This window comes from Phycicoccus jejuensis (assembly GCF_044797865.1).
In the GTDB taxonomy this organism is placed as follows: domain Bacteria; phylum Actinomycetota; class Actinomycetes; order Actinomycetales; family Dermatophilaceae; genus Phycicoccus; species Phycicoccus jejuensis.
On record NZ_CP085209.1, the window covers coordinates 3,345,092 to 3,370,417 of the forward strand.

At 74.0% G+C, this 25,326-nt stretch carries 23 protein-coding genes; 7 read left to right on the top strand and 16 right to left on the bottom strand.

What is annotated here, in order from left to right; genetic code table 11:
• Positions 1 to 47 precede the first annotated feature (47 nt).
• The 3 genes from LG324_RS15865 to LG324_RS15875 are packed head-to-tail and all read right to left on the bottom strand — an operon-like array spanning position 48 to position 2,172.
• Positions 48 to 587, bottom strand: a complete 540-nt coding sequence (locus tag LG324_RS15865; protein ID WP_030527833.1) for a DsrE/DsrF/DrsH-like family protein — start codon at positions 585 to 587, stop codon at positions 48 to 50.
• A gap of 1 nt (position 588) precedes the next feature.
• The gene (locus tag LG324_RS15870) at positions 589 to 903 is read right to left on the bottom strand and encodes a TusE/DsrC/DsvC family sulfur relay protein (protein ID WP_404349468.1); all 315 of its coding nucleotides are present in this window, start codon (positions 901 to 903) and stop codon (positions 589 to 591) included.
• 24 nt (positions 904 to 927) lie between these two features.
• Positions 928 to 2,172, bottom strand: coding sequence for an NAD(P)/FAD-dependent oxidoreductase (locus LG324_RS15875; RefSeq protein WP_404349471.1), 1,245 nt, complete (start codon positions 2,170 to 2,172; stop codon positions 928 to 930).
• A 115-nt stretch (positions 2,173 to 2,287) separates the two neighbouring features.
• Here LG324_RS15875 and pgm point away from each other — a divergent pair, with 115 nt between their 5' ends.
• On the top strand, positions 2,288 to 3,952 hold the full coding sequence (gene pgm, locus LG324_RS15880; RefSeq protein WP_404349473.1) for a phosphoglucomutase (alpha-D-glucose-1,6-bisphosphate-dependent): 1,665 nt from the start codon (positions 2,288 to 2,290) through the stop codon (positions 3,950 to 3,952).
• 276 nt (positions 3,953 to 4,228) lie between these two features.
• On the opposite strand, the gene LG324_RS15885 is transcribed toward pgm, so the two are convergent.
• Positions 4,229 to 4,762 (bottom strand): DUF1697 domain-containing protein, encoded by a 534-nt coding sequence (locus LG324_RS15885; protein WP_404349475.1) that lies wholly within the window; start codon positions 4,760 to 4,762, stop codon positions 4,229 to 4,231.
• A gap of 86 nt (positions 4,763 to 4,848) precedes the next feature.
• Between LG324_RS15885 and LG324_RS15890 the strand changes: the two genes are divergently transcribed.
• Positions 4,849 to 5,145 (top strand): hypothetical protein, encoded by a 297-nt coding sequence (locus LG324_RS15890; protein ID WP_404349477.1) that lies wholly within the window; start codon positions 4,849 to 4,851, stop codon positions 5,143 to 5,145.
• Here the strand turns inward: LG324_RS15890 and LG324_RS15895 are convergent.
• From LG324_RS15895 to LG324_RS15925, 7 genes are all read right to left on the bottom strand, one after another.
• A complete protein-coding gene (locus LG324_RS15895) occupies positions 5,120 to 6,388 on the bottom strand; it encodes a RimK family alpha-L-glutamate ligase (protein WP_207023447.1) in 1,269 nt (422 codons plus the stop codon). The genes LG324_RS15890 and LG324_RS15895 overlap by 26 nt on opposite strands.
• Before the next feature lie 15 nt (positions 6,389 to 6,403).
• Entirely contained in the window at positions 6,404 to 7,150 is a 747-nt protein-coding gene (locus tag LG324_RS15900; RefSeq protein ID WP_404349480.1) for an esterase family protein, read from the bottom strand.
• A 22-nt stretch (positions 7,151 to 7,172) separates the two neighbouring features.
• Entirely contained in the window at positions 7,173 to 8,225 is a 1,053-nt protein-coding gene (locus LG324_RS15905) for an alpha/beta hydrolase-fold protein (RefSeq protein ID WP_404349482.1), read from the bottom strand.
• A gap of 2 nt (positions 8,226 to 8,227) precedes the next feature.
• Positions 8,228 to 9,223: a tetratricopeptide repeat protein gene (locus LG324_RS15910; RefSeq protein WP_404349486.1), complete on the bottom strand. Its 996-nt coding sequence runs from the start codon at positions 9,221 to 9,223 to the stop codon at positions 8,228 to 8,230.
• A gap of 43 nt (positions 9,224 to 9,266) precedes the next feature.
• Entirely contained in the window at positions 9,267 to 10,292 is a 1,026-nt protein-coding gene (locus tag LG324_RS15915; RefSeq protein ID WP_404349489.1) for a hypothetical protein, read from the bottom strand.
• Positions 10,289 to 10,990 carry a hypothetical protein gene (locus tag LG324_RS15920; protein ID WP_404349492.1) on the bottom strand — a complete coding sequence of 234 codons (702 nt, stop codon included), beginning with the start codon at positions 10,988 to 10,990 and terminating at the stop codon, positions 10,289 to 10,291. The genes LG324_RS15915 and LG324_RS15920 overlap by 4 nt, the downstream gene beginning before the upstream one ends.
• A gap of 107 nt (positions 10,991 to 11,097) precedes the next feature.
• On the bottom strand, positions 11,098 to 11,613 hold the full coding sequence (locus LG324_RS15925; RefSeq protein ID WP_404349494.1) for a MarR family winged helix-turn-helix transcriptional regulator: 516 nt from the start codon (positions 11,611 to 11,613) through the stop codon (positions 11,098 to 11,100).
• A gap of 62 nt (positions 11,614 to 11,675) precedes the next feature.
• Between LG324_RS15925 and LG324_RS15930 the strand changes: the two genes are divergently transcribed.
• On the top strand, positions 11,676 to 12,440 hold the full coding sequence (locus tag LG324_RS15930; protein WP_404349497.1) for an HAD family hydrolase: 765 nt from the start codon (positions 11,676 to 11,678) through the stop codon (positions 12,438 to 12,440).
• Complete coding sequence (locus tag LG324_RS15935; protein ID WP_404349499.1) at positions 12,437 to 14,980, top strand: glycoside hydrolase family 65 protein; 2,544 nt, start codon at positions 12,437 to 12,439, stop codon at positions 14,978 to 14,980. Before LG324_RS15930 ends, LG324_RS15935 begins: the two co-directional genes overlap by 4 nt.
• Positions 14,981 to 15,000: 20 nt before the next feature.
• Here LG324_RS15935 and meaB read toward each other — a convergent pair whose 3' ends face one another.
• Positions 15,001 to 15,966, bottom strand: coding sequence for a methylmalonyl Co-A mutase-associated GTPase MeaB (meaB, locus tag LG324_RS15940; protein WP_404353156.1), 966 nt, complete (start codon positions 15,964 to 15,966; stop codon positions 15,001 to 15,003).
• A gap of 5 nt (positions 15,967 to 15,971) precedes the next feature.
• A complete protein-coding gene (locus tag LG324_RS15945) occupies positions 15,972 to 17,171 on the bottom strand; it encodes an acetyl-CoA C-acetyltransferase (RefSeq protein WP_404349501.1) in 1,200 nt (399 codons plus the stop codon).
• A gap of 135 nt (positions 17,172 to 17,306) precedes the next feature.
• Between LG324_RS15945 and mce the strand changes: the two genes are divergently transcribed.
• Positions 17,307 to 17,744 carry a methylmalonyl-CoA epimerase gene (gene mce / locus LG324_RS15950; RefSeq protein WP_030527815.1) on the top strand — a complete coding sequence of 146 codons (438 nt, stop codon included), beginning with the start codon at positions 17,307 to 17,309 and terminating at the stop codon, positions 17,742 to 17,744.
• A 6-nt stretch (positions 17,745 to 17,750) separates the two neighbouring features.
• Here mce and LG324_RS15955 read toward each other — a convergent pair whose 3' ends face one another.
• Positions 17,751 to 19,760: a hypothetical protein gene (locus LG324_RS15955; protein WP_404349503.1), complete on the bottom strand. Its 2,010-nt coding sequence runs from the start codon at positions 19,758 to 19,760 to the stop codon at positions 17,751 to 17,753.
• A gap of 150 nt (positions 19,761 to 19,910) precedes the next feature.
• Between LG324_RS15955 and ccrA the strand changes: the two genes are divergently transcribed.
• Both ccrA and LG324_RS15965 read left to right on the top strand, forming a co-directional pair.
• Complete coding sequence (gene ccrA / locus LG324_RS15960; protein ID WP_207023466.1) at positions 19,911 to 21,251, top strand: crotonyl-CoA carboxylase/reductase; 1,341 nt, start codon at positions 19,911 to 19,913, stop codon at positions 21,249 to 21,251.
• A gap of 73 nt (positions 21,252 to 21,324) precedes the next feature.
• Positions 21,325 to 22,551 carry an AI-2E family transporter gene (locus LG324_RS15965; protein WP_404349506.1) on the top strand — a complete coding sequence of 409 codons (1,227 nt, stop codon included), beginning with the start codon at positions 21,325 to 21,327 and terminating at the stop codon, positions 22,549 to 22,551.
• 6 nt (positions 22,552 to 22,557) lie between these two features.
• Here LG324_RS15965 and LG324_RS15970 read toward each other — a convergent pair whose 3' ends face one another.
• Together LG324_RS15970 and LG324_RS15975 are read right to left on the bottom strand one after the other, a co-directional pair.
• A complete protein-coding gene (locus LG324_RS15970) occupies positions 22,558 to 22,836 on the bottom strand; it encodes a hypothetical protein (RefSeq protein WP_404349508.1) in 279 nt (92 codons plus the stop codon).
• Between the two features lie 17 nt (positions 22,837 to 22,853).
• Positions 22,854 to 25,319, bottom strand: coding sequence for an FAD-dependent oxidoreductase (locus tag LG324_RS15975; RefSeq protein ID WP_404349510.1), 2,466 nt, complete (start codon positions 25,317 to 25,319; stop codon positions 22,854 to 22,856).
• Between the last annotated feature and the right edge of the window lie 7 nt (positions 25,320 to 25,326).

The window sequence follows — 25,326 nt, forward strand, 5'->3', positions numbered from 1 at the left end:
CCCGGCGGGTGACAGGGTCCCGCCGGGCCGTCGTGCGCGCCGCCCCCTCAGATGAACAGCAGCTGCGCGCCGTCGGTGAGCTCGATGAAGTCGCTCGCGGAGATGATGCCCTCGACGCCCTCGTAGAGGTCGTCCTCGGTCACGTGGTTCATGTCGGCCGACATCCGGCAGGCCCACATGTGCACCCCGGAGCCGCTGAGCAGCTCGAGGAACTCCGGCACGTCGGGCACGTCGAGGTCGGCGATCTGCTTCTTCATCATCCTCGTCGCCGCGGCCGTGGCCCCCGGCAGGGCGCCGAGCATGTGGTGGATCCCCACGCCGCTGTGGCCCGGCGGGTGCATCGCCGTGTTGCCGACGAAGCTGAACTTGAGGTCGGCCATCGTCGCGCGCGTGATGATGTCGAAGCCCCAGAAGGTGAAGAACATGTGCGTCTCGACGCCCTCGCCGACGGCGGCGTTGGCGAGGACGAGACCCGGGTAGGCCATGTCGAGGTTGCCCTTGGAGCAGATGATCGCGAGCTTGCGCCCGCTGTCGACGGCGTCGTCGAACGAGGGGACGACGACGGGTGCGGTGTCGGTGGCGGTCATGTCAGACACATCCCCTGGGCTTGGGTAGGCCGGAGACGTAGGCCATCTTCTTGGCGGGCTTGCCGGGGAAGAGCGCGAAGAGCTGCTTGGCGGGCGTCCCGGTCTGCGTCGAGACCCGGCGCAGGGTGGCGGTCTCGCCCTGGGCGGCGAAGTCGTCGCGCAGGAAGTGGATGAGCTTCCAGTGCTCGTCGCCGAGCCGGAGGCCGATGAGGCCGGCGAGCTCCGGGGCGAGGTCCTCGCTCCACTCGTCGGGGCGGGTGAGGAAGCCCTCCTCGTTGACCTCGACCTGGTGGCCGGCGATCGTCGTGGTGGTCATCGTGGTGTGTCCTTTCCGTGGGGCTCAGGCGGGGTTCTTGCCGGCCATCGACATCTCGGCGGGCAGGCCGAGCGGGCGACCGGGGAGCAGGGCGTTCCAGTAGACGTGCCGGAACGCGAGCTTGCCGAGGTGGTTGGCGCGCGACTCCCCGAGCAGCCGCATCGGGCCGACCTTCGGGAGGGGGAAGGTGCCCGTCAGGGGCTCGGTGTCGTAGTTGAAGTCGAGGAGCAGCGCCTTGCCGTGCCCCGACTCGACGAAGCAGTTCGCGTGGCCGTCGAAGGAGTGGGTCATCGGCCGGCCGGCGACGTGCTCGACGAAGTTCTCGACGAAGACCTCGACCGAGAAGTGCGCGACCGACCCCGCCTTGCTCGTCGGGATGTTGCTCGCGTCGCCGAGGGCGAAGACGTCGTCGTACCCGTGCGCGAGGAAGGTGCGCTTGTCGACCGGCACGTAGTTCAGCTCGTCGCCGAGCCCCGACGTGCCGACGAAGTCCGCGCCCATGTTGAGCGGCACGGTGACGAGCTGGTCGTAGGCGACCTCCCGCTCGTCGAAGGAGACGATGACCTTCCGCTCCTGGTCGATCCGCTCGACCATGAAGTCGGGCTCGACGGTGATGCCCTTCTCCTCGAGCAGGCTCCCGAGCGTCCGGCTCGCGACGGGCTTCGTGAACGCGCCGTCGAGCGGGGTGACGAAGACGAGCTCGGTGCGCTCGCGCAGGCCGCGCTGCCGCAGCCAGTCGTCGGCGAGGAAGGTGAACTCCAGCGGCGCGACCGGGCACTTGATCGGCAGCTCGGTGATGTGCACGACGAGGCGGCCGCCCGTGAAGGTGTCGAGCTGCTCGTGCAGGGCGAGGGCGCCCTCGTACGTGTAGAACTCGCCGACCTCGTGGTGCCACTGCGGGCCGAGGGTCCCCTCGGTCTGGTCGGGGCGGGGCGAGGTGCCGGTGGCGATGACGAGCTGGTCCCAGGGCAGGATGCGGCCGTCCTCCAGGCGCACCTCGTGGGCGTCGGTGTCGACCCGCTCGACCGTCCCCATGACGACGTCGACGCCGTCGTGGATGAAGGGGCGCTTGGTCCTGCGGACCTGCTCGGGGGTGGTGATCCCGAAGGGGATGAACAGGTACCCCGGCTGGTAGTCGTGGACGTCGTCGCGGTCGACGACGGTGATGGTCCATGCCTCGCGGGGCAGCCGCTTGCGCAGCTTGTTGACGATCATCGTCCCGGCGGTCCCGGCGCCGAGGACCAGCAGGTGCTTCTGGGTTCCGGTCATGGTTCCTTACTACTCGTCGTAGTAGTTGCGGTCTACCCCGTGGGGTATGTCCGGGTGTGATCTCGCAGACACCGTCACCTGTCGGTGGTGCGGGTGGTCTGCGAGGATCGGCGCCATGACCTCCTCGCGCGCCGGACAGCCCGCCCAGCCCTCCGACCTCGTCGACGTCGCGGCGCTCGTCACGGCGTACTACACGCGCGTGCCCGACCCGGAGGACGTCGACCAGCAGGTCGCGTTCGGGACCTCCGGCCACCGCGGCTCGAGCCTGCGCACGTCGTTCAACGAGGCGCACATCCTGGCCACGACGCAGGCCATCTGCGACTACCGGCGCGAGCAGGGTTACGACGGACCGCTGTTCATGGGTCGCGACACCCACGGCCTGTCCGAGCCCGCGTGGTCGAGCGCCCTCGAGGTGCTCGCCGCCAACGACGTCACGGTGCTCGTCGACTCCGGCGACCGCTACACCCCGACCCCGGCGGTGTCCCACGCGATCCTCGTCGCCAACCGCGGCAAGGTCTCCGGCGTCGACGACATGCCGGCCGGCCGCGGCCTCGCCGACGGCATCGTCGTCACCCCGTCGCACAACCCGCCGACCGACGGCGGGTTCAAGTACAACCCCCCGCACGGCGGGCCGGCCGACTCCGACGCGACGAAGGTCATCGCCGCGGCGGCCAACGCGTACCTGCGCGCCGGGCTGGACGGCGTGCGGCGCATCCCCTTCGCCCGCGCCCGGGCCGCCGCGCAGTCCTACGACTTCATGGGCCGCTACGTCGACGACCTGCCGAACGTCCTCGACCTCGACGCCGTCCGCGAGGCCGGGGTGCGGATCGGCGCCGACCCCCTCGGGGGTGCGGCCGTGGACTACTGGGGCGCGATCGCCGAGCGGCACCGCCTCGACCTCACGGTCGTCAACCCGCTCGTCGACCCGACCTGGCGCTTCATGACGCTCGACTGGGACGGCAAGATCCGAATGGACTGCTCCTCCCCCTCGGCGATGGCCTCGCTCATCGAGCGGCGCGACGAGTACGACGTCGCGACCGGCAACGACGCCGACAGCGACCGGCACGGCATCGTCACCCCGGACGCCGGTCTCATGAACCCCAACCACTACCTCGCGGTCGCCATCCGCTACCTCTACGGCGGGGCGCGCCCGCAGTGGCGCGAGGACGGCTTCATCGGCAAGACCCTCGTGTCGAGCTCGATGATCGACCGGGTCGCGGCCGACCTCGGACGCCGGCTCGTCGAGGTGCCGGTCGGCTTCAAGTGGTTCGTGCCGGGGCTGCTCGACGGTTCCGGCCCGTTCGGCGGCGAGGAGTCGGCCGGTGCGTCGTTCCTGCGCCACGACGGCTCGGTGTGGACGACCGACAAGGACGGCATCCTCCTCGCCCTGCTCGCCTCCGAGATCATCGCGCGCACCGGGCGGACCCCGAGCGAGCACTACGGCGACCTCGTCGCGCGCCACGGCGAGCCGGCCTACGCCCGCATCGACGCCCCGGCGGACCGCGCGCAGAAGGCGAAGCTCGCGGCCCTCTCCCCCGCCGACGTCGCGGCCGAGACCCTCGCCGGCGAGCCGATCACCGCCAAGCTCACCGAGGCGCCCGGCAACGGCGCGGCCATCGGCGGCCTCAAGGTCGTCACGGAGTCGGCGTGGTTCGCGGCGCGGCCGAGCGGCACCGAGGACGTCTACAAGATCTACGCCGAGTCCTTCCGCGGCCCCGACCACCTCGCCCAGGTCCAGGCCGAGGCCAAGGACGTCGTCTCCGCCGCCCTCGGCTCCTGACCCGACCGCCCCACCCGCCCCACCCGCCCCATCAGCCCCATCAGCCCCAACATTTCGGGGTCACCCCGAAATGTCCGCGAGACCCCGGCTCCGGACCGGGGTCTCGCGGACGAACCGGGGTCTCGCGCCGTGCCGGGGCGACCTCGCCGTGCCGGTGCCCCCTCGCCGTGCCGGGGTGATGTCGCCGTGCCGGGGCGCCCTGACAGGGCGGCAGGACGAGGTGGGGGCGGCGCAGCGGGATGACCGCGGCCGCGCGAGGTCGAGGCGGCGTGGTGGTCAGCGGGCGTCGATCTTCGCGACGAGCTTGGTCAGCATCGTGACGTTGCGGCTCGTGCTGCTCGCCGGGCCGAGGATGCGCTCCCAGTCGCGCGTCACCAGACGGGAGTCGGTCGACTTGCCCCGCATCCGCCAGTGCACGTCGCTCCCCCGGACGACGATGGTGTCGAACTCGTTCGAGAGGGCCTCGAGCGCCCCGCCGTCCGCGGCGGACGGCGCCGAGCGCAGGAACAGCACGAAGTGCGTGTCGCCGTCGGCGACCTCGAACGGCCGGTCCTCCAGCACCGCGTGCAGCTGCGTCGGCGTCCGGACGAACGTCGAGCACTCGAACCCGAGCTCCTCCTCGAGCGCCGTCTGCACCGCTCGCTCGACCGCCGCCCGGGTACCCGTCGCGTCGAGCACGACGTTGCCGCTGTTGACGTACGTCCAGACGTCCTCGTACCCGAGGCCCTCGCACACGGCGACCACGCGGCTCATCGCGACGCGACGCCGGCCGACGTTGACGGCCCGCAGGAACCCCACCCGGGTGCTCATGGCGCCCACCCTAGGCCCGTCACGCGCCGCGGCAGGGCGACGTGGCGCCCCCACGGGCGTACGGTCGGGCGCAGGGGGTGGTCGCCGTGGAACCTCTCTCGGGGGACCCGGCGACCTGGCCGGTCGCGCCGCCGGGCTCGCCGTTCTACGTACCGCCGACACCGACCCGGGTCCTGCGCCGTCGAATGGTGCTCGATCTCGCCGTCTTCGCGCCACTGCCGGTCGCGCTCGTCGTGTTCCTCGTGCTCGGCCGATGGCGCGAGTCCGCGTTCCTCTTCCTCGCCCTCCTCCCTCTCGCGTCGCTGCGCTGGCTGCGGGCGCGAGCCACGCTGGCCGAGCTGCGCCGCCGGCGGGAGCTCAGCCCGCCGCCGGACCCGTCGTGAGCCGCACCTGCTCGTCCGAGAGCCACAGCCCGATCAGCCCCGTGAAGTGGGCCTCGAAGCGCTCCCACTCCTGCGGCGGGTAGGTCTGCTGCACGGTCGAGACGAGCATCCGGTGGAAGTCCTCGGAGCCGACCCACTCGAGGACCATCTCGGGGACGTGCGCCAGCGTCGAGTCGCAGAAGGCGCGGTAGCGCTCGGCCTCGAAGTGGTCGTCGGCCAGGGTCTGGTAGGCAGCCAGGCGCCCCTGGTGGTCGAGCACCTCGTCGTCGGCCACGGCGAACCACGGGGCGGTGTCGATGTGCGGCCGCGGCGAGCGCCCGGTCACGGTGCAGAACGTCGTCCAGCGCAGCAGCGCCGTCATCGCCCACGGGAAGTAGTAGTGCAGCGACGTGACGGCGACGTCGGGGCAGGCGTTCGCGTAGTCGATGGGGTACACGACCCCGTCCTTGACGAGCATCTCGCAGGAGTTGAACTCCCACCGGAAGAACGCGTTGACGGTCTGGCTCACCGTGAGGACCTCGCGGCCGACCTCGTCGGAGAGGAAGTCGTGGACGACGGCGTAGCGCTCGTGCATCGGCTCCTCGGGGCGGAACTTCATCGCCATCGTCTCGGGGCCGATGGTCAGGGTCCGGACGAAGTGCTCGTAGTCGGGCACCGAGGCCTGCAGGTGCATGAGCATCTCGCCGGAGTCGTCGTACGCCCGGTGCAGGTCCTCGCGGTCGCGGACCTGCGAGACCCCACGCCAGCCACCGCCGTCGAAGGGCTTCATGTAGAGCGGGTAGCCGAGCGAGTCGGCGATCTCGTCGAGGTCGAACGGCCGGTTGTACTTCGCCGAGGTGAAGGCCCAGCGGGCGTTGTCGACGGGGTTCTTGTACGGCACGAGCACCGTCTCGGGCACGTTCATCCCGAGCCGCATGAGCGCGCAGTACGCCGAGTGCTTCTCCATCGACTGGAAGGTGAACGGGCTGTTGAGCAGGTAGACGTCATCCATGAGCGCGGCCTTCTTGAGCCACTCGCGCGGGTGGTAGTACCAGTGCGCGAGCCGGTCGATGACGAGCTCGTGGCGCGCCCGGTCGCGCAGGTTGAACGGCTCGATCGTCATCCGCTCGGTCGAGAGCGTGTGCCGCGAGCCGTCGGGCGCGGTGAGCACGCCCAGCCGGGCGGCGAGCGCCTCGAACGCGGTCGGCCAGTCCTGCTCGGCGCCGAGCAGGAGGCCGACGGGGTGGTCGGTCGGGTCGGTCACGGCGAGGTCCCTTCGTCAGGTGAAGCGGGGCAGGTGGTGGGCGAGCTGGCGGGACCACCACGGCCAGTCGTGGGCGCTGTCGTGGCCCCAGACGTCGAGCTCGTGGCGGATCCCCTTGCCGGACAGCACGTTCGCGAACTCGTGGGTGGCGGGCAGCGACCGCGTCGGTGAGACCTCGAACGGCCCCTGCCCGACGACGAGGAGGATGGACACCCGCGCGCGCAGCCAGTCGAGGTGGTCGCCTCCGGCGTGCGCGACGTAGGCCGACGGGTTCGCGAAGTGCGTCGCGTCGCCGACCTCGCCCCAGCCGTTCCACGTCGTCGGGTCGTAGTTGCCCGACAGCCCGATGGCGAGGGGCACGACGTCGGCGCGGGTCAGCGCGAGGTGCACGGCGTGGTACGCGCCCATCGACGGCCCGACCGCCACGACCTCCGACGAGCCGCCGCTCTCGCCCTGCACCCACGGCAGGACCGCCTCCGAGAGCCACGCCGTGTACGCGCCGGCGCGGCGGGCGCGCTCCTCGGTCGGCAGCGAGGTGTCGGACCAGGACCAGCCGTCGAGGGAGTCGACGCAGAAGAGGCTGACCCGGCCGGCGTCGACGAGCGGGCGGACCGCGTCGAGCATCCCGTTGCCCTCGGCGTCGCGCGCCGCGCCGGCCTCGGACGGGAAGAGGAGGACCGGCCGCCCCCAGTGGCCGTACCGCACGACCTCGAGGTCGGCGTCGTGACCGGGGACCCCGAGCCGGACGCTGCGCTGCTCCATGCGCCCCGACCCTAGCCGGGCGTCAGGGCCGCTCGCCCTCCGAGCACCACACCGTCCGCAGGACGTCGGTGAGCGTGGGGTCGAGCGCGTCGCGCCACGCCGTGTACGAGTGCAGGTCGTCGACCTCGCGGTGGCGCACGTCGTGGCCCGCGCGGGCCAGGGCCGCGGCCATGTCGCGGTTGTTCGCGGCGTTCTCCTCGAGCGCGCCGCACGTCATCCCGACGACGAGCGGGTGCTCCGCGTGCCGGGTGTCGAGGACGGCCTGGACCGCGCGCGAGATGCGGCCGAAGTACCTGAAGCCGCTCTCGGAGTCGTCGTGCCGGACCTGGAAGAACGAGCCCGACTGCGCGAGAACCCCACCCACGCGCGGGGCCGCGGCGAGGGCCAGCAGCAGCGCCGTCAGACCACCGAGGCTGGCACCGACGACGACGACCGGCGCCGAGACGGGGTGCGCCGCCGCGATCCGGTCGAGCCCGGCCTCGGCGACCGTGCGCAGGTAGCCGGGCGAGCCGGAGTACCACGCGTCGCGCAGCACCGGGTGGGCGAGCGCGACGCGGTGCGGCGGGAGGACGCCGGCCTCGACGAGCGCGCCGGAGTAGCGCGTCATCCCGGCGAGCAGGTCGTACTCCGGCCCGTCGTGGACCAGCAGCAGCGGCGCGGGCTCGTCGTCGGCGAGCCGCTCGGGGGTCCACACGGTGACGGGCACGTCGTCGGCGGTCTCGCCCGCGACGGCCATCGGCGACATCCGCCCCGGGGCCACGGGGGCGTCGAGCCACCACGGCGGCGCGTAGCCGGGCAGCTCGAGCACCGACCGGTCGCCGAACGCGGTGCCGACGCGCAGCGGGTTGGCCGGGTCGCAGACGACCTCGGTCTCCTCACCCCGGCGCAGCGCGAGCCGGTACTCGACGCGCCCGAGGGCGGGCCGGGGCAGGACGAGCCGCCAGCCGCCGGGGACCGCCGTGAACTCCCGCGGCCCGGGCACGGCGGGGTCGCAGTCGAGCGAGACCCCGGTGAGCGTGGCGTCGTCGGTGTCGTGGACGAGCTCGAGGGTCTCGTCGGAGACGACGACGGGCACCGTCAGAAGAGGGCGCTCATGAGCGCGGTGCGCCCCTTGCGCACCCGCTCGTCCTGCGGGCCGACGACGTCGAAGAGCCCGAGGAGGTGGGTGCGGGCGCGGTCGCGCTCCTCCCCCGCGCTCGTGCGCACGAGGTCGACGAGGCGGGTGAAGGCGTCCTCGACGTGACCGCCGAGGACGTCGAGGTCGGCGACGACGCAGGCGGCCTCGACGTCGGACGGGTCGGCCGCGGCCGCCGCGCGGGCGGCGTTCAGGTCGACACCCTGGGTGCGCTCCATGAGCCGCACCTGCGCGAGCCCGAGGCGCGCGTCGTCGTCGGAGGCGTCCGCGGCGATCGCCTGCTCGTAGGCCTGCGCGGCCGCCGTGAGGTCACCCCGCTCGATGGCCTCGTATGCCGCCTCGTGGAGCGGCGAGAGCGCCTCCTCCTCGGCCTCGGCGCCCTCGGGGAGCGGGCCGAGGTCGACGCGACCGGTGATGCCGTTCTGCACCGCGGCCTGCAGCAGCTGCTCGACGGCCTGCGCGACCTGGCCCTCGTCGGCGATGCCGGGGAAGAGCGGGACCGGCTGGCCCTGGAGCATTCCGAAGGTGGCCGGCACGGTCGGCTGGCCGAAGGCCTGCACGAGCAGCGGCTGGAAGGCCTGGAGCAGCTCCGGGTGGCCGGTGAGGTCGGCGGTGAGGACGAGGACACGCCCCTCCTGCCGGGCGGCGACCGCCGCGACCGTGTCGATGAGCTGCCGCGTCTGCGGGTGGCCCGAGGACCACAGGACGAGCAGCCCGGCGACGTTGACCGTGCGGGTCAGGGCCTGCTGGAGCGTGGCCGGCGTGACCTCGACGACGAGGCCGTCCGGGACCGCGCGCCCGGCGGGGGCCGGCGGCCCGGGCACCGGCGCGGCGGGTGCGGCCGCGCCGGCGGTGGCGGCGCCGGGGGTCGTCATCGCCGCCACGGCGGACAGGTCGACGGCGCCCCGGGCGCCGGCGGGGTCGGGAGTCTGCGTCATGGTCGGATTCTCGCGCACCTCGGGCCCTCGCGCGGGACCGGGGTCAGCGACCCTTCCCGGAGACGAGGAGCTCGGTGGCGCCGATGGCGGCCACCTCGCCCTCGGTCGGCACGACGAGGACGACCGGCTCCAGGCTCGTGAGGCGCAGGTCGCGGGTCACCTTCTTCTTCCCGACGAGCCCCGAGTAGCGCGAGGGCAGGACGAGCTCCTTGGCCCCGGAGCCGACGGTGATGGTGTCGGTGCGCCGCATCATGCCGAAGGTCACGACGCCGCCGTCGGCGAGCCGGAAGGCGAGCGCGTCGTCGAGGACCGGCTCGTGGGCCTGCTCGAGCGTCGCGAGCTTGCCGAGCGCCTTGGCCTGCACGGCCGCCGAGGCCTCGAGCGCCTGGCCGAAGGGGTCGTCGGTGGTGACGCCGGCGGGCGCCTTCTTCGGGGCGGGCCGGCCGAGCGCGGCGGCGTAGGCGCCGTACGCCTTCTCGGGTGACATGACGAGGCCCTCGCCGTCCGTGACGTCGACGAACGGGGCGCCCGCGCCCTGCGAGCCGAGGCTGGGCAGGCGCGAGCCGGCGAGCATCGGCACCGAGGCCTCGATGCGGTACGGCTGGTCCGGCTCGCGCGAGACCATGACGTGCAGCGACTGGGTGGAGGTCGCCTCGTCGAGGGTGGTGGCGAGGATGGCGCGCGGCCACTCGCGGCCCCGCGACTGCGCGAGCACGGACGGCTCGGGCTGCTTCGCGAGGTCGGTCGCGGCGGCTGGCGCGGCCCCACGGGCGGCGGTGTTGTCGGCCATCGTCAGGGCGTCGCCCGCGAGGACCTTCGCGCGGGCGTCGTGGCCGGCGTCGCCCTTCGTCGCGGCGTCGGCCGCGGCGGCGGAGAGCAGGCGCGTCGCGATGACGGTCGCGCCGTCCTCGTCGAGCGGGGCGGACGCGGGCTGCTCCGCCGGCGCGGGGTGGACACCGACGAGCGCGTCGGTGGCACCGCAGCCGGTGGTCGCGAGCGCCAGGCCGAGCGCCGCGGCCGCGAGGGCGGTCCGGCGACGGGGCCGGACGGACAGGGGGTGGCGGGTCATCGGGCGTCCTCCGGGGCGTCGGCGGTCGGCTCGTCGGCGGTCTGCTCGTCGGTGTCCGGCCCGGGAGCCGGTCGGGCGGGCACGGACGGTGCGGCCGGTGCCGGGCGGGGGCGACGCGGCCAGAGGGCGACGACGCCGGCGGCGAGGAGGAAGAGCCCGACGAGGGCGGCGACGACCGACTCGACGAACCAGCGCTTGTCGACGACCGTGAGCGTCACCTGCTCGACCGAGCCGCCGTCGGCGGCGATGACGACGCTCTCGGGCGCGTCCGCCTGCTCGACGGTCAGGGCGACCGGACCGTCGGCGTCGTCCTGCTGCCGCCAGAGGTCGGCGGCGCCCGGCGTCGCCGGCTCACCGCTGCCGCGGGCCGCGGTGAGCAGGGCCCAGTCCCGGACGGACACGCCGGTCACCTCGACGTGACGGCCCTCGCCGATGACGGCCGAGGCGTCGGAGGGGTTGGCGCGGGCCATCCAGAGCGACGCCCCGCGGGACGGGGTGGCGCTGACGCGCACGTCGGCATTGACGCGGTTGAGCACGTCGGGGGTGATGACGACCGGGGCGCCCGGGGCGGGCTTGGCGGTGAACTCGGCGGTGCCACTGCCACCGAGGGCGGCGGCGAACCACACGCCGGTCGCCGTGAGGGCGAGCCCGACGAGGGCGGCGAGGGCGCCGGCCACCCGCGTGAGTGTCCTGAGCATCGAGAGGGTTCCTTCGGGTCCGGGGACGCCCCGCACCGGGTCGGTCGGGCGCAGGGCGATCTCTCCACGATGACAAACGCCGACGGGTCCGGACAAATCCCCGGTTCTCAGGGAAGGAAGTCGCGCGACCCCACCCGTACCTCCCGCAACAGGGAGAACAGGAGGGCGTGCTGCTCCTCGGAGAGCGAGGCGAGACCGAAGTCCGCCTCCTCGAGGTCGCGCGTCACGGCCTCCATCGCGACCCGCCCGCTGTCGGTGATGACGGCGAAGGCGCCGCGCCGGTCGGCGGGGTTCGGGACCCGCTCGACGAAGCCCTGGGCGACGAGGCGCTGGACGATGTTCGTCGCGCTCGTCGGGTGGACCATGAGCCGCTCGCCGACCTTGGACATCGACAGCCGACCCTCCCGGCTGAACGCGAGGAGGACGAGCGCCTCGTAGCGGGCGAAGGTCAGCCCGTGCCGCCCGGCGATGGCGTCGAAGCGCCCCAGGAGGAGCTGCTGGACGCGCATCACCGACGTCGCGGTGGCCATCGAGGTCGCCCGCGACCCCTCGCCCCACCGCGCCACCCACAGCTCGCGCGCCCGCTCGATCGGGTCGAACGGGAGGCGGACCGGCTCGCTCACGCCTCAACGCTAGCGAACGCGACACGCCCGCCGTTCGCCCGTCCGGGCCCCGTGTCCCTACCGTGGTCCCCGTGACTGGCTCGAGAAGCGTGGCCTGGGACGCGTACGCCGCCGTCCTCTTCGACCTCGACGGCGTGCTGACGCCGACCGCCGAGGTGCACATGGCGGCCTGGGCGGAGATGTTCGGCGCGTACCTCGCCGGCGTCGACACCTCCCGACCCGGGCTCGAGGGCGCCGACACCTCCCCCTACACGGACGCCGACTACTACGCCCACGTCGACGGCAAGCCGCGCTACGAGGGCGTCGCCGACCTCCTCGCGGCGCGCGGCATCACGCTGCCGCACGGCTCCCCCGACGACCCGCCCTCCGCCGAGACCGTCTGCGGGCTGGGCAACCGCAAGAACGACGCCTTCCGCACCGTCCTCGAGCGCGACGGCGTGCGCCCGTACCCGGGCTCGGTCGCCCTCCTGGACCGCCTGCGCGACCTCGGCACGCCGCTGGCCGTCGTCTCGTCCTCCGCCAACGCGCCGGCCGTCCTCGACGCCGCGGGGCTGACCGACCGGTTCCGCACGGTCGTCGACGGGCGCGTGGCCCGCGAGCTCGGGCTCGCGGGCAAGCCCGCCCCCGACACCTTCCTGCACGCCGCGCGGGTGTGCGGGGCGGAGCCCGGCGCCTCGGTCGTCGTCGAGGACGCGGTCTCCGGCGTGCGCGCCGGAGCCGCGGGCGACGTCGCGCTCGTCGTCGGCGTGGACCGCGGGGCGGGCGCCGAGGCGCTCACCGCCGCCGGCGCCGACCTCGTGGTCGCCGACCTCGGCGAGCTCGCGTGAGGACCGCGGCCGTCGGGCCGGACCCCGTCGACCGGCTCCGCTTCCCCGCCGACCCCTGGCGCCTCGTCGAGTGCGCTCCCGACACGAGCGACCTCGGGCTGACAGAGACCCTCTTCGCCGTCGCCAACGGCTACCTCGGGATGCGCGGCAACCCCGAGGAGGGCCGCGAGGCGCACGCGCACGGCACCTACGTCAACGGGTTCCACGAGACCTGGCCGATCCGGCACGCCGAGTCCGCCTACGGGTTCGCACGCACCGGGCAGACCATCGTCGACGTCCCGGACGCCAAGCTCATGAAGCTCTACGTCGACGACGAGCCGCTCGTCGTCGGCATGGCCGACCTCGAGCACTACGAGCGCGCGCTCGACTTCCGGGCGGGCCTGCTGCGCCGCTCCCTCGTCTGGCGCACCCCGTCGGGCAAGCGCGTCCGGGTCGACTCGACCCGGATGGTGTCGATGACCGAGCGCCACCTCGCCGTGCTGACCCTCGAGGTGACGATGCTCTCGGGCGACGCGCCGGTCGTCGTGTCGTCGCAGCTGCTCAACCGGCAGGACGGCGAGGACGAGTACCACGCCCCCGCCCCCAGCCGCGCCTCGACGAGCGACCCCCGCAAGGCGTCGGTCTTCGAGGGCCGGGTCCTGCTGCCCGTGCTCCACACCGCCGACGAGGACCGGCAGGTCCTCGGGTACCGCTGCGCGAGCTCGGGGATGACCGTGGCCGTGGCCGCGGACCACCGGGTCGCCATCGAGGACCCCTACGAGGTGGTCGTCCGCGACGACGACGACCTCACCAAGGCCGTCTACCGGGTCGAGGCGCACGAGGGCCACACCATCCGCGTCGAGAAGCTCGTGGCCTACCACACCTCGAACAGCCTGCCCGTCCGCGAGCTGCGCGACCGCTGCGAGCGCACCCTCGACCGTGCGGTGCGCCGCACGGTCGCCGACCACCACGCGACCCAGCGCGCCTGGTTCGACGCCTTCTGGGCGGCGAGCGACGTCGAGGTCGACACCGCCGACCAGCACGCCGACGCCGTGCAGCAGGCGGTGCGGTTCAACCTCTTCTCCCTCGCGCAGGCCAGCGCCCGGGCCGACCGGATGGGCGTGCCGGCCAAGGGCGTGACGGGGTCGGGCTACGAGGGGCACTACTTCTGGGACAGCGAGATCTACGTCGCGCCGTTCCTCACCTACACACAGCCGCAGACCGCCCGCAACCTGCTGCGCTTCCGCAGCCTCATGCTGCCGGCGGCCCGCGACCGGGCCCGCGAGATGTCGCAGCGCGGGGCCCTGTTCCCCTGGCGGACGATCAGCGGCGAGGAGGCCTCGGCCTACTACGCCGCCGGCACCGCGCAGGTGCACATCGACGCCGACGTCGTGCACGCGCTGACGCAGTACCTCGCCGCGACCGGCGACGTCGAGTTCCTCCTCCGGCACGGCATGCCGATCCTCGTCGAGACGGCTCGTCTCTACGCCGACCTCGGGTTCTGGCGCAGCAACGGCGCCGACAGCTTCCACATCCACGGGGTCACCGGCCCCGACGAGTACACGACGGTCGTCAACAACAACCTCTTCACCAACGTCATGGCCCGGGCCACCCTCGAGCAGGCCGCCGACGCGGCCGACCGGCTGCGCACCGAGCACCCGGACGACTGGGCGGTCATCGCGCACCGCCTGCACGTCAGCCCGGACGAGGTGGCGGAGTGGCGGCGGTGCGCCGACGGGATGCACATCCCGTTCGACGAGGGCCTCGGCATCCACCCCCAGGACGACTTCTTCCTCGACCGCGAGGTGTGGGACCTCAGCCGCACGCCCGCCTCGCTGCGCCCCCTCCTCCTGCACTACCACCCGCTCGTCATCTACCGCTTCCAGGTGCTCAAGCAGGCCGACGTCGTCCTCGCCCTCTACCTCCAGGGCCACCGTTTCACGGCCGAGGAGAAGCGCGCCGACTTCGAGTACTACGACCCGATCACCACCGGGGACTCGACGCTCTCCGCCGTCGTGCAGTCGGTCGTGGCCGCGGAGGTGGGCTACCACCAGGCCGCGCTGGAGTACTTCCACGACGCCCTGTACGTCGATCTCGCGGACCTCCACGACAACACCGTCGACGGCCTCCACGTCGCTTCCGCGGGCGGCGTGTGGGCGACCCTCGTCGGCGGCTTCGGCGGGATGCGCGACCACGGCGGACGCCTCGCCCTCGACCCGCGGCTGCCCGCGGCCTGGGGATCGTTGTGCTTCCGCCTCACGTGGCGGGGCACGCGAATCGCGGTGCGGCTCACCGCCTCCGAGCTGCGGATGGAGGTCGAGGCGGGTGACGGCGAGGTGCCGGTGTCGGTCCGGGGCGCCGACCACGTCGTCGCGCCGGGCCGGCCGGTCGTCGTCGCGCTCGGGCACCAGGGACCCCGCGTCGACGGTCTGCTCCCCAAGCGCCCGCAGACCGGCGGCACCCGCGCCGACGGCAGCCGGATCACCGCGGGGGTGCCGGACCCGATGCCCTTCGACGTCGCCGACTCCCCCGACGCCTTCGCGGGCGACCCGACGAGCTGAGCCCGCGGCCCGACCGACCGTCAGGTCGTGCGGGACGCCTCGACGAGGCGGTCGGCGGCCGACCACGCGTCGGTCCGGCCGTCGACGACCTCCGCGGCGAGCGCGCCGAGCCGGTCGGCCCCGGCGACCCGGCCGACGCGGGCCCGCAGCGCCTCGAGCGCCAGGCCCTCGACCTCGCGCGCGGCCCGGGCCAGCCGCCGGTCGCGCAACCCGTCGGTGCCCAGGTGCGCCCGGTGGGCCTCGACGGCCTCGACGAGGTCGTCGACCCCCTCGCCGGACGTGGCCACCATCCTCACCACCGGTGGGCGCCAACCTGGTTCGCCCCGGTCGGCCATCTCCACCATGTGCCGCAGGTCGCGGGTGGTGCGTGACGCCCCCTCGCGGTCGGCCTTGTTGACGGCGAGGACGTCACCGACCTCGAGGATGCCGGCCTTCGCGGCCTGGATGCCGTCGCCCATGCCCGGCGCGAGCAGGACGACGGTGGTGTCGGCCGTCCCCGCGACCTCGACCTCACTCTGTCCCACCCCGACCGTCTCGAGGAGGACGACGTCGCAGCCGGCGGCGTCGAGCACGCGCAGGGCCTGCGGCGCGGCCCACGACAGGCCGCCGAGGTGACCGCGCGAGGCCATCGAGCGGATGAAGACCTCGGGGTCGGCGGCGTGCTCTGACATCCGGATGCGGTCGCCGAGCAGCGCCCCGCCGGAGAAGGGCGAGGACGGGTCGACGGCGAGGACGCCGACGCGCCGGCCGCGGGCGCGGTGGGCCGCGACGAGCGCGTTCGTCGTCGTCGACTTGCCGACACCGGGGGCGCCGGTCAGGCCGACGACGTGGGCACGGCCCGAGTCGGGGGCGAGGGCCGCCATCACCTCGCGCAGGGCGGGGTGGGCGTCCTCGACGAGGGAGATCAGCCGGGCGACGGCGCGCGGGCTCCCCTCCCTCGCCGCGGAGACGAGGGAGGGGACGTCGACGTCGCGCGCCGCGGCCAGCGGGGTCAGCCCCGGGCCGGGACCTTGACGACGAGGGCGTCGCCCTGGCCGCCGCCGCCGCAGAGGGCGGCCGCGCCGACACCACCGCCGCGGCGCTTGAGCTCGAGGGCGAGGTGCAGCGTGATGCGCGCGCCGGACATCCCGATGGGGTGGCCGAGCGCGATGGCGCCACCGTTGACGTTGACCTTGTCGGCGTCGAGGCCGAGCTCCTTGGTCGAGGCGAGACCGACCGCGGCGAAGGCCTCGTTGATCTCGACGAGGTCGAGATCGGTCGGCGAGATCCCCTCTCGCGCACAGGCCTTCGCGATGGCGCGCGCCGGCTGGCTCTGCAGCGTCGAGTCCGGGCCGGCGACGACGCCGTGGGCGCCGATCTCGGCGAGCCACTCGAGGCCGAGCTCTTCGGCCTTCGAGCGCTTCATGACGACGACGGCCGCGGCGCCGTCGCTGATCTGCGACGCCGAGCCCGCGGTGATCGTGCCCTCCTTGCTGAAGGCCGGGCGCAGACCGCCGAGCGACTCGGTCGTGGTGTCGGGGCGGATGCCCTCGTCGCTCTTGAACTCGACCGGCTCGCCGCGGCGCTGCGGGATGCTCACGGTGACCACCTCGTCGTCGAAGAGGCCGTCCTTCCAGGCGCGCGCCGCGAGCTGGTGGCTGCGGGCCGAGAACTCGTCCTGCTGCTCGCGGGTGAAGGCGAGGTCGCCGGTGTTGGCGGTCTCGGTGAGCAGGCCCATCGCCTGGTCGGTGAACGCGTCCCAGAGGCCGTCCTGCGCCATGTGGTCGTGGAGGGTGACATCGCCGTACTTGTAGCCGTCGCGGCTCTTCTCGAGCAGGTGCGGCGCGTTGGTCATCGACTCCTGGCCACCGGCGACGACGACGTCGAACTCGCCGGCGCGGATCAGCTGGTCGGCGAGCGCGATGGCGTCGATGCCCGAGAGGCACACCTTGTTGATGGTCAGCGCGGGCACCGACATCGGGATGCCGGCCTTCGTCGCGGCCTGGCGGGCGGGGATCTGGCCCTCGCCGGCGGTGAGGACCTGGCCCATGATCACGTAGTCGACCTGGTCCGGCGCGACGCCGGACTTCTCGAGGGCACCCTGGATGGCGAAGCCACCGAGGTCGGACCCGCTGAAGCCCTTGAGGGAGCCGCTCATCCGCCCCATCGGGGTGCGGGCGCCGGCGACGATGACGGTCGGGTCGGTGGACATGCGGTGGCCTCCGTGGTCGGGTCGGGAAATCCTCTCGATGCTAGTCGGCGGCCTCCGACGCTGCCGACCCCGAGGCACGGTGACGCTCGCCACCGTGCCCTGTCGCCGCGCGCGGGGCCGACCTACGCTGGCCGCATGAGCGCCACCGACCTCTTCACCGCCATCGACCACGTGGGCGTCGCCGTCCGCGACCTCGACGAGGCGGTCGCCTTCTACGAGCGCGCCTACGGGATGACGAAGCTGCACGAGGAGACGAACGAGGAGCAGGGCGTGCGCGAGGCGATGATGGGCGTCGGCGACAGCGGCTCCTGCATCCAGCTGCTCGCCCCGCTGTCGGAGGAGTCGACGATCGCGAAGTTCCTCGACCGCAGCGGTCCCGGCATCCAGCAGATGGCCTACCGCGTCGAGGACATCGACGCCGTCTGCGCGACCCTGCGCGAGCGGGGGCTACGCCTGCTCTACGACACCCCGAAGCGCGGGACGAGCGACAGCCGGGTCAACTTCGTGCACCCGAAGGACGCCGGCGGCATCCTCGTGGAGCTCGTCGAGCCGGCGGCCGACGCCGCCCACTGACCCCGCTCAGGCGTCGCGGCGGGGTCCGGCGGCCGCCAGGACCGGCAGCAGCGGCAGCAGGACGAAGGCCGGGACGACGAGCCCGGAGTCGTTGACGGCGAACCCGACGACCCCGAGGACGACGGCCGCGCGCAGGAGCACGCCGCCGGGCGCCGGAACGCGCCACCCGGTGCGCCACGCGACGAGCAGGAGCACGAGCGCCGCGAGCGAGATCGTCAGCAGCGGCGGCGAGCCGAGGTTCGTCAGGTTCTGCGCGAGCTTGCGCCCGACCACCTCGTCGGCCCCGCCGTCGATCACGGTCTGGACGAACTCGCCGAGGTGCGTGCGCGCCGCGGCCGGTCGCAGCCAGTCGAGGACCGCGAGCGCCAGCGTGAGGACGACGACGGCGACCCCGGCGACGAGGACGCGGACGACGGTGAGCCGCAGGCCCGCCGCGGCCGCGAGGACGAGCAGACCGCCGAGCACGAGACCGGGCGGGCCGCCGAAGTCGGCGCCGTAGGAGGGATGGCCCTCGAGGGCCGTCGCGAGCAGGAGCAGGAGCGCGGCGAGGCCCACGGCGACCCGTCGGCGGGGCCGCGCCCACGCTCCGAGCGCCGCCATGACGGTGAGGACCGCGACGCCGTAGAGCGCGAAGCTCGTGTTGCCGAACCCGTAGAAGCGCCCGCCCACGGTCGGGTTCTGCCCGAAGACCGACGAGAGCTGCAGGCGCGAGCCGGCGAGGACGTCGCCACCGAGCACGACGAGCGTGACGGCGCCGACGACGAGGGCCGCGCCGAGGCGGTGGCGCCGCCCGGCCGCGAGCCCCACGGCCGTGACGAGCACGACGCCCACGGCCAGCGCACCCGCGAACGCCAGGCGCGGGCGACCGGTCGACCACCACGGCACGAGGTTGGCGACGAAGGTCGCGACGGGCACGGTCGCCACGGCGACGCCGGCGGCGACGAGCCACGCCGGCAGGGGCGCGTCCCCTCCCCCACGGCGACGACGGACCAGCAGCACACCGACGGCGGCGGCGCACCACAGCGCGAAGGCCGCCGCCAGCCACCCGGTGACCTGGGGGCTCACCTCGCGCAGCGTCGCGGCCCGGACCTCGAACCCGTCGCGCGCGGCGACCCGCTCCTGCCCGGGCACGTCGTCGGCCTCGGCGGTGACGACCCGCCCGGTCAGCCCGGAGGCGTCGGCACCGGACCACTCGAGCACGGACGCCGTGAGGTCCTGGAGCTGCACGAGGCCCGGCTGGCGCGTCGAGGGCGAGGTGAGGACGCCCGCGGGCGGCCCGGAGACGACGACCGCACGGGGGCGCACCGGCGACTCGCCGTCACCGACCCCGGCGACGACGAGGCGGGTCCCCGGCGCCGTCGAGCGGACGAGGCCCTCGACGACCGCGTCGAGGCGGCGCAGCGCGGCGTCGCGCGCCGGCGGGTCGACCGGGAGGGTGCCGGCGTCGACGAGCAGCACCGGGCACGAGGGGGTGGCGGGGACGTCGGTCGAGTAGTCGGGGACGGCCCCGTCCTCGTCGGCGGCCGCGAGCGCGGCCCCCGGCCCGACGGCCTGCACGCACGTACCGGCGTCGGCCAGCCGCTGCCCGAGCGTCCCCGGCACCGCGCCGTAGGACGCGTCGCGTGCGGCCTGCCGGTAGGTGGCCCAGCCGGGGAGGACCCCCGACTCGGGGGCGGCCGGCGGCTCGCAGGTCGCGGTCGGGCCACCGGCCCGGCGCCCGGCCGACAGCGTGAGCCACCCGTCGACGGCGCACGCCCGCGAGTGCGGCCCCCGCACGGTGAGCGACGCGACGGCGCCCTCGGCGGCGACCCGCGAGAGCCACGGCGTGCGGGCCTCGTCGATGTCGGACCACGCGAGGCCGGGGGCCCCGACGAGCACGACCGGGACGGGGTCCGCCCCGGTGGCCGCCGAGGCCGTCGGCACCGGGCCGAGGAGCAGCCCCAGCACCGCGCAGAGCGTCGCGACGAGCGCGCCTACCACGGCGCGCCGGGGTCGGCGGATGGGCTCGGGACACACACCGGAACGGTATCCCGCGCGCCCGCCCACCGGCTCGCCGCTCCGTGACCGGGGTCACGGGGTGACTGCCGTCTCAGGCAGTACCGGGCCCGGTGACCGGCCAGTAGGTTCGCCGGGAACCGCTGCCCAGCACCGAAGGAGCACGACCCCATGGACCAGATCCGCGAGGCCATCCTCTCCGGTGACCGCACCCCCGAGACCTACTCGGGCATCGCCGTCCCCGGCTCGTACCGCGCCGCCACCGTGCACAAGGACGAGGTCGACATGTTCGAGGGCCTGTCCACGAAGGAGAAGGACCCGCGCCGGTCCCTCCACGTCGAGGACGTCCCCACCCCCGAGCTCGCCCCCGGCGAGGCGCTCGTCGCGGTGATGGCCAGCGCCATCAACTACAACACCGTGTGGACCTCGATCTTCGAGCCCGTCTCGACCTTCGGCTTCCTCGAGCGCTACGGCCGCACCTCGGAGTTCGCGAAGCGGCACGACCTGCCCTACCACGTCGTCGGCTCCGACCTCGCGGGCGTCGTGCTGCGCACCGGCCCGGGCGTCACCAAGTGGAAGCCGGGCACCGAGGTCGTCGCGCACTGCCTCTCGGTCGAGCTCGAGGACGCCGAGGGCCACGACGACACGATGATGGACCCGCAGCAGCGCATCTGGGGCTTCGAGACCAACTTCGGCGGGCTCGCCGAGCTCGCGATCGTCAAGGCCAACCAGCTGATGCCCAAGCCGGCCCACCTGTCGTGGGAGGAGGCGGCCTCCCCCGGCCTCGTCAACAGCACGGCCTACCGGCAGCTCGTCAGCAAGAACGGCGCGCACATGAAGCTCGGCGACCGCGTCCTCATCTGGGGTGCCTCCGGTGGCCTCGGCTCCTACGCCACCCAGATGGCCCTCGCCGGCGGCGCGACCCCGATCTGCGTCGTCTCCTCCCCCGAGAAGGCGGACATCTGCCGGGCGATGGGCGCCGAGCTCATCATCGACCGCTCCGCCGAGGGCTACCGGTTCTGGAACGAGGACAACACCGCGCAGGACCCGAAGGAGTGGCAGCGCCTCGGCAAGCGGATCCGTGAGCTGACCGGCGGGCACGACGTCGACATCGTCTTCGAGCACCCGGGCCGCGAGACCTTCGGTGCGTCGGTCTACGTCGCGCGCAAGGGCGGCACGATCATCACCTGCGCCTCGACCTCGGGCTACCTCCACGAGTACGACAACCGCTACCTGTGGATGAACCTCAAGAAGATCCTCTCCTCGCACTTCGCGAACTACCGCGAGGCGTGGGAGGCCAACGACCTCATCGACCGTGGCATCGTCCACCCGACCCTGTCGAAGACCTACCGGCTCGAGGACGTGGGGCAGGCGGCGCTCGACGTCCACCGCAACGCGCACCAGGGCAAGGTCGGCGTCCTCACCCTCTCGCCCGAGGAGGGCCTGGGCGTCAGCGACCCCGAGAAGCGCGCGCGCTTCGAGGCCGAGATCAACCGGTTCCGGGACGCCTGAGCGACATCCCGGGCGCCTCCGCCCCCGGCCCGCACCCGCCACTAGGGTGTGGGCCGGAGGTGTGCCGGTGCGGATGACGACGGTGTGGGGCCCGGTGTCCCGGTGGGGCGACTACCGGCGGCGCCAGCGGCGCGTCCTCGAGCAGAGCAACCACATCGACCCCGAGGCGATCCCCGCCGAGGGCGACCTGCCGCCGGTCCCCGCGGGCGCGCTCGACCCCGGGACCGCCGCCCTGCTGCGCTACGGCTCGGCGGGCCAGCCGCTCAACCGGCACTCGCCCTTCTACATCGGGTTCTTCGGGGCCACGGGGGCGCTCCTGGCCGTCGGCCTGTGGACGGGCCTCGCCCGGCTCGCGACGACGATCACCATCCTCCTCGTCGCCTTCTTCCTCGCCCTCGCGCTCGACCCCGTCGTCGAGAAGCTGTCGCAGCGGTGGCTGCCCCGCCCCGTGGCCGTCACGGCGGTCTTCGGCGGGCTGCTGCTCGTCCTCGCCGCCATCGCCTCGCTCGTCCTGCCGACCGTGGTCGTCCAGGGGTCGGCCCTCGCCGCCCGCACGCCCGAGTACGTCGGCGACCTCCTCGACGCCCGGTGGGTCCGCGAGCTCGACCGGCACTACGACGTCATCGACCGGCTCCAGGCCGAGCTCGTGTCCAAGCTGACCGACCAGTCGTTCGTCGAGGGCCTGCTCGGCGGCCTCCTCGGCGCCGGCCGGGCCGTGCTCAGCGGGACCTTCCAGGTCCTCACCGTCCTCGTCCTGACCCTCTACCTGCTCGTGTCGATGCCCCGGGTCAAGACCGCCGCCTACGCGCTGGTCCCGATGAGCCGGCGCCCGCGGGTCGTCGCGCTCTCGGAGGAGATCATGCGTCGGGTCGGCGCGTACGCCGGCGGCCAGGTGCTCATCGCGACCCTCAACGCGGTGCTGTCGTACGTGATGCTCCGCATCGTCGGCGTGCCCTACCCCGCGGTCCTCGCGGTGACCGTCGGCCTGCTCGGCCTCATCCCGATAGTCGGCGCCACGCTCGGCGCGGCCATCGTCACCCTCGTCGCGTTCTTCGACGAGCCGCAGAAGGCGCTCGTCGTGGTCGTCTACTACGTCGTCTACCAGCAGGTCGAGAACTACGTCATCGCCCCGCGGGTCATGCAGCAGACGGTCTCGGTGCCCGGCACCGTCACGGTCGTCGCCGCGCTCGCCGGCGGGGCGCTGCTCGGCGTGCTCGGGGCGCTGCTCGCCATCCCCGTCGCGGCCGGGCTGCTCCTGCTCTACGAAGAGGTCCTCGTCCCGCGCCAGCGCGAGGCCTGAGGAGGCTCAGGGCTGCGCGGCGTGCCGCGAGGCCCAGCAGCGGGTGTGCCAGTGGCGCCGCTCCTCGACCCCGCCCACCCCGGTCGCCGGCCACGCGACGACGTGGGCCGTCCCGACCGGGATGCCATGGTGGCACCCCGGGCAGCGGTACTCGCGGCTCGACGTGGCGCCGGTCAGCCGGCGGACGTGCCAGGGCCGTCCGCGCCACAGCTCGGTCGCGACCTCGGTCGAGCCGCCGAGCGGACGGGACTCGAGGTCGCGGCGGCGACGGTTGGAGCGGGGCACGTCGACCAGTCTGCCGCTCAGCCCCGCACGCGCGCGGACGTGGGGTCGTAGGGCGGGCGGAGCGAGACCTCGGCCGGGTACCGCGTGCCCGCGACGTCGACCTCCCAGCGGCCCTCGCGCAGCCACTGCGCCGTGACGCCCTCCTCGTGCTCGACGCCCGCGAGGCCGACGGCTCCCCCGACGCTCCAGCCGTAGGAGCCGCTGCGGACGTCACCGACCGCGACGCCGTCGCGCAGGACGACCTCGCCGTGGAAGAGCAGCGGCTCGATGTCGGCGACGACGAGCGAGACGACGCGGTGGCGCGGGGCGCCGGCCCGTGCGCCGGCCTGCACGGCCTCACGGCCCCGGAAGCCGCCCGGCTTGTCGGCCGCCACCGCGAAGGACAGCCCGGCGGTGCGGACGTCGTCGGTGGTGTCGACGTCGTGGCCGTAGTCGCGGTAGCCCTTCTCGAGGCGAAGGCTGCCGAGCGCGGCGAGCCCCGTCGGCCGCAGGCCGTGCGGCGCGCCGGCCGCGAGCAGCCGGTCCCACACGGCGGGCGCGGCGGCGGCCGGGACGTAGAGCTCCCAGCCCAGCTCACCGACGTACGTGACGCGGACGGCGAGCACCGGCGTGCCGTCGACCTCGATGCTGCGGGCGGCCCGGAACGGGAAGGCCTCGTCGCTCCAGTCCGCCTGCGGCGCCACGGTCTCGAGCACCGCGCGGGACGCCGGCCCCTGGAGGCTGAGCATCGCGCCGTCCTCGGTGACGTCCGTGACGGTCGCGTCGGCGTCGCCGAGGGCGCGGCGCAGCATCCCGAGGACCTGTGCGTGCTGGGTGTCGGAGGCGACGACGAGGAGGTCGTCGGCGGCGAGGCGGGTCACCGTGAGGTCGGCGAGCAGGCCGCCATCGTCGGCGAGCCACTGCGTGTAGGTGATCCGGCCGTCGACCGACAGGTCGCCCGCGCTCAGGTGGTCGAGCACGGCGAGGGCGTCCGGGCCGCGCACGGCGAAGCGCCCCATGAACGACATGTCGAACAGGCCGGCGGCCTCGCGGACGGCCCGGTGCTCGGCCTCCCAGCGCGCGAACCACGGGGCGCGCCCCCAGGTCGGCTCCGCCTGCGGGGTCTCCCCCGGCCCGGCGTACCAGGCGGCGCCCTCCCAGCCCGAGACGTCACGCAGGTACCCGCCGGCCGCGACGACCCGGTCGTGGACGGGCGAGCGGAAGACACCCCGCGACGTGGTCAGCTGCACGCCCGGCGTGTGCGCGGCGTAGACGGTGCCGAGCACCTCGGCGGTGCGGGCCCGCCGGTGCTCCGGCAGCAGCTGGTGCTCTCGGAAGCGGGCGACGTCGATCCCCGTGACGTCGACGTCCGGCCTCCCGGTGAGCACCCAGTGGGCGAGGATGCGCCCGAGCCCGCCCGCCGAGAGGATGCCGACCGAGTTCAGCCCCGCGCAGACGAAGTAGCCGTGGATGCCGGGGGCCTCGCCGACGCCCGGGGCGAGGTCGGGCATGAAGGACTCGGGGCCGCAGAAGAAGGTGCGGATGCCGGCGGTCTCGACGACGGGCACGCGCGCCATCGCCTTCTCGAGGAACGGGCCGACGCGGTCGGTGTCGGGCGGGAGGGTCCCGAAGGAGAAGTCCCGCGGGATGCCCTCGACCTTCCAGGCGGCCGCGACCGGCTCGAAGAGGCCGACCATCATGCCGCCGCCCTCCTCGCGGTAGTACCCGTAGGAGGCGGGGTCCTCGAAGACCGGGGCGTCCGGGCTCATCCCCTCGATCGGCTCGGTCACGAGGTAGTAGTGCTCGGCAGCCTGGTTGGGCACGACGACGCCGTTCTGCGCGGCGAGCTCGCGGGCCCACATCCCGGCGGCGTTGACGACGACGTCGCACTCGACCGTGTCGTGGTCGGTGACGACCCCGGCCACCTCCTCGACGACGCCGCGCCGGCGCGTGAGCACCTGCTCGACGCGCACCCCCTCGGCGATCCGCACGCCGCGGGCCCGGGACCCCTTCGCGAGGGCCATCGTCAGGTCGACGGGGTTGACCCGGCCGTCCCCGGGGACGTGGAAGCCGCCGGCGAGGTCGTCGGTGCGGGCCAGCGGGAAGAGCTCGGCCATCTCGGCCGGCGAGACCTCCTCGACCTCCAGCCCGAGGCGCCGCTGGAAGGTCGCGACCCGCCGGTACTCCTCGAGGCGGTCGCGGTCGGCGGCGGCCTCGACGAGCCCGACCGGCGTGAAACCGGTCGACTGCCCCGTCTCGGCCTCGAGTCGCCCGTAGAGGTCGCGGGAGTACAGGCGCAGCCGCGTGCTCGTCTCGCTGAAGGATCCGAAGCACGTCATGAGGCCGGCGGCGTGCCACGTCGTGCCGGAGGTCAGCCGGTCGCGCTCCAGCAGCAGCACGTCGCTCTCGCCGGCCTGCGCGAGGTGGTAGGCGACCGAGGTGCCGATGACACCCCCGCCGACGACGACGACACGGGCGCGGGCGGGCAGCGGTGCGGGGCTCACCCGCCGA

Excerpts from the sequence above, each read along its gene's own strand:
- ccrA (WP_207023466.1), top strand. The coding sequence starts at position 19,911 with ATGGACCAGATCCGCGAGGCCATCCTCTCCGGTGACCGCACCCCCGAG.
- LG324_RS15875 (WP_404349471.1), bottom strand. The coding sequence starts at position 2,172 with ATGACCGGAACCCAGAAGCACCTGCTGGTCCTCGGCGCCGGGACCGCC.
- LG324_RS15885 (WP_404349475.1), bottom strand. The coding sequence starts at position 4,762 with ATGAGCACCCGGGTGGGGTTCCTGCGGGCCGTCAACGTCGGCCGGCGT.
- LG324_RS15920 (WP_404349492.1), bottom strand. The coding sequence starts at position 10,990 with ATGCTCAGGACACTCACGCGGGTGGCCGGCGCCCTCGCCGCCCTCGTC.
- LG324_RS15865 (WP_030527833.1), bottom strand. The coding sequence starts at position 587 with ATGACCGCCACCGACACCGCACCCGTCGTCGTCCCCTCGTTCGACGAC.
- LG324_RS15965 (WP_404349506.1), top strand. The coding sequence starts at position 21,325 with ATGACGACGGTGTGGGGCCCGGTGTCCCGGTGGGGCGACTACCGGCGG.
- LG324_RS15915 (WP_404349489.1), bottom strand. The coding sequence starts at position 10,292 with ATGACCCGCCACCCCCTGTCCGTCCGGCCCCGTCGCCGGACCGCCCTC.
- mce (WP_030527815.1), top strand. The coding sequence starts at position 17,307 with ATGAGCGCCACCGACCTCTTCACCGCCATCGACCACGTGGGCGTCGCC.
- LG324_RS15900 (WP_404349480.1), bottom strand. The coding sequence starts at position 7,150 with ATGGAGCAGCGCAGCGTCCGGCTCGGGGTCCCCGGTCACGACGCCGAC.
- LG324_RS15945 (WP_404349501.1), bottom strand. The coding sequence starts at position 17,171 with ATGTCCACCGACCCGACCGTCATCGTCGCCGGCGCCCGCACCCCGATG.
- pgm (WP_404349473.1), top strand. The coding sequence starts at position 2,288 with ATGACCTCCTCGCGCGCCGGACAGCCCGCCCAGCCCTCCGACCTCGTC.
- LG324_RS15870 (WP_404349468.1), bottom strand. The coding sequence starts at position 903 with ATGACCACCACGACGATCGCCGGCCACCAGGTCGAGGTCAACGAGGAG.
- LG324_RS15910 (WP_404349486.1), bottom strand. The coding sequence starts at position 9,223 with ATGACGCAGACTCCCGACCCCGCCGGCGCCCGGGGCGCCGTCGACCTG.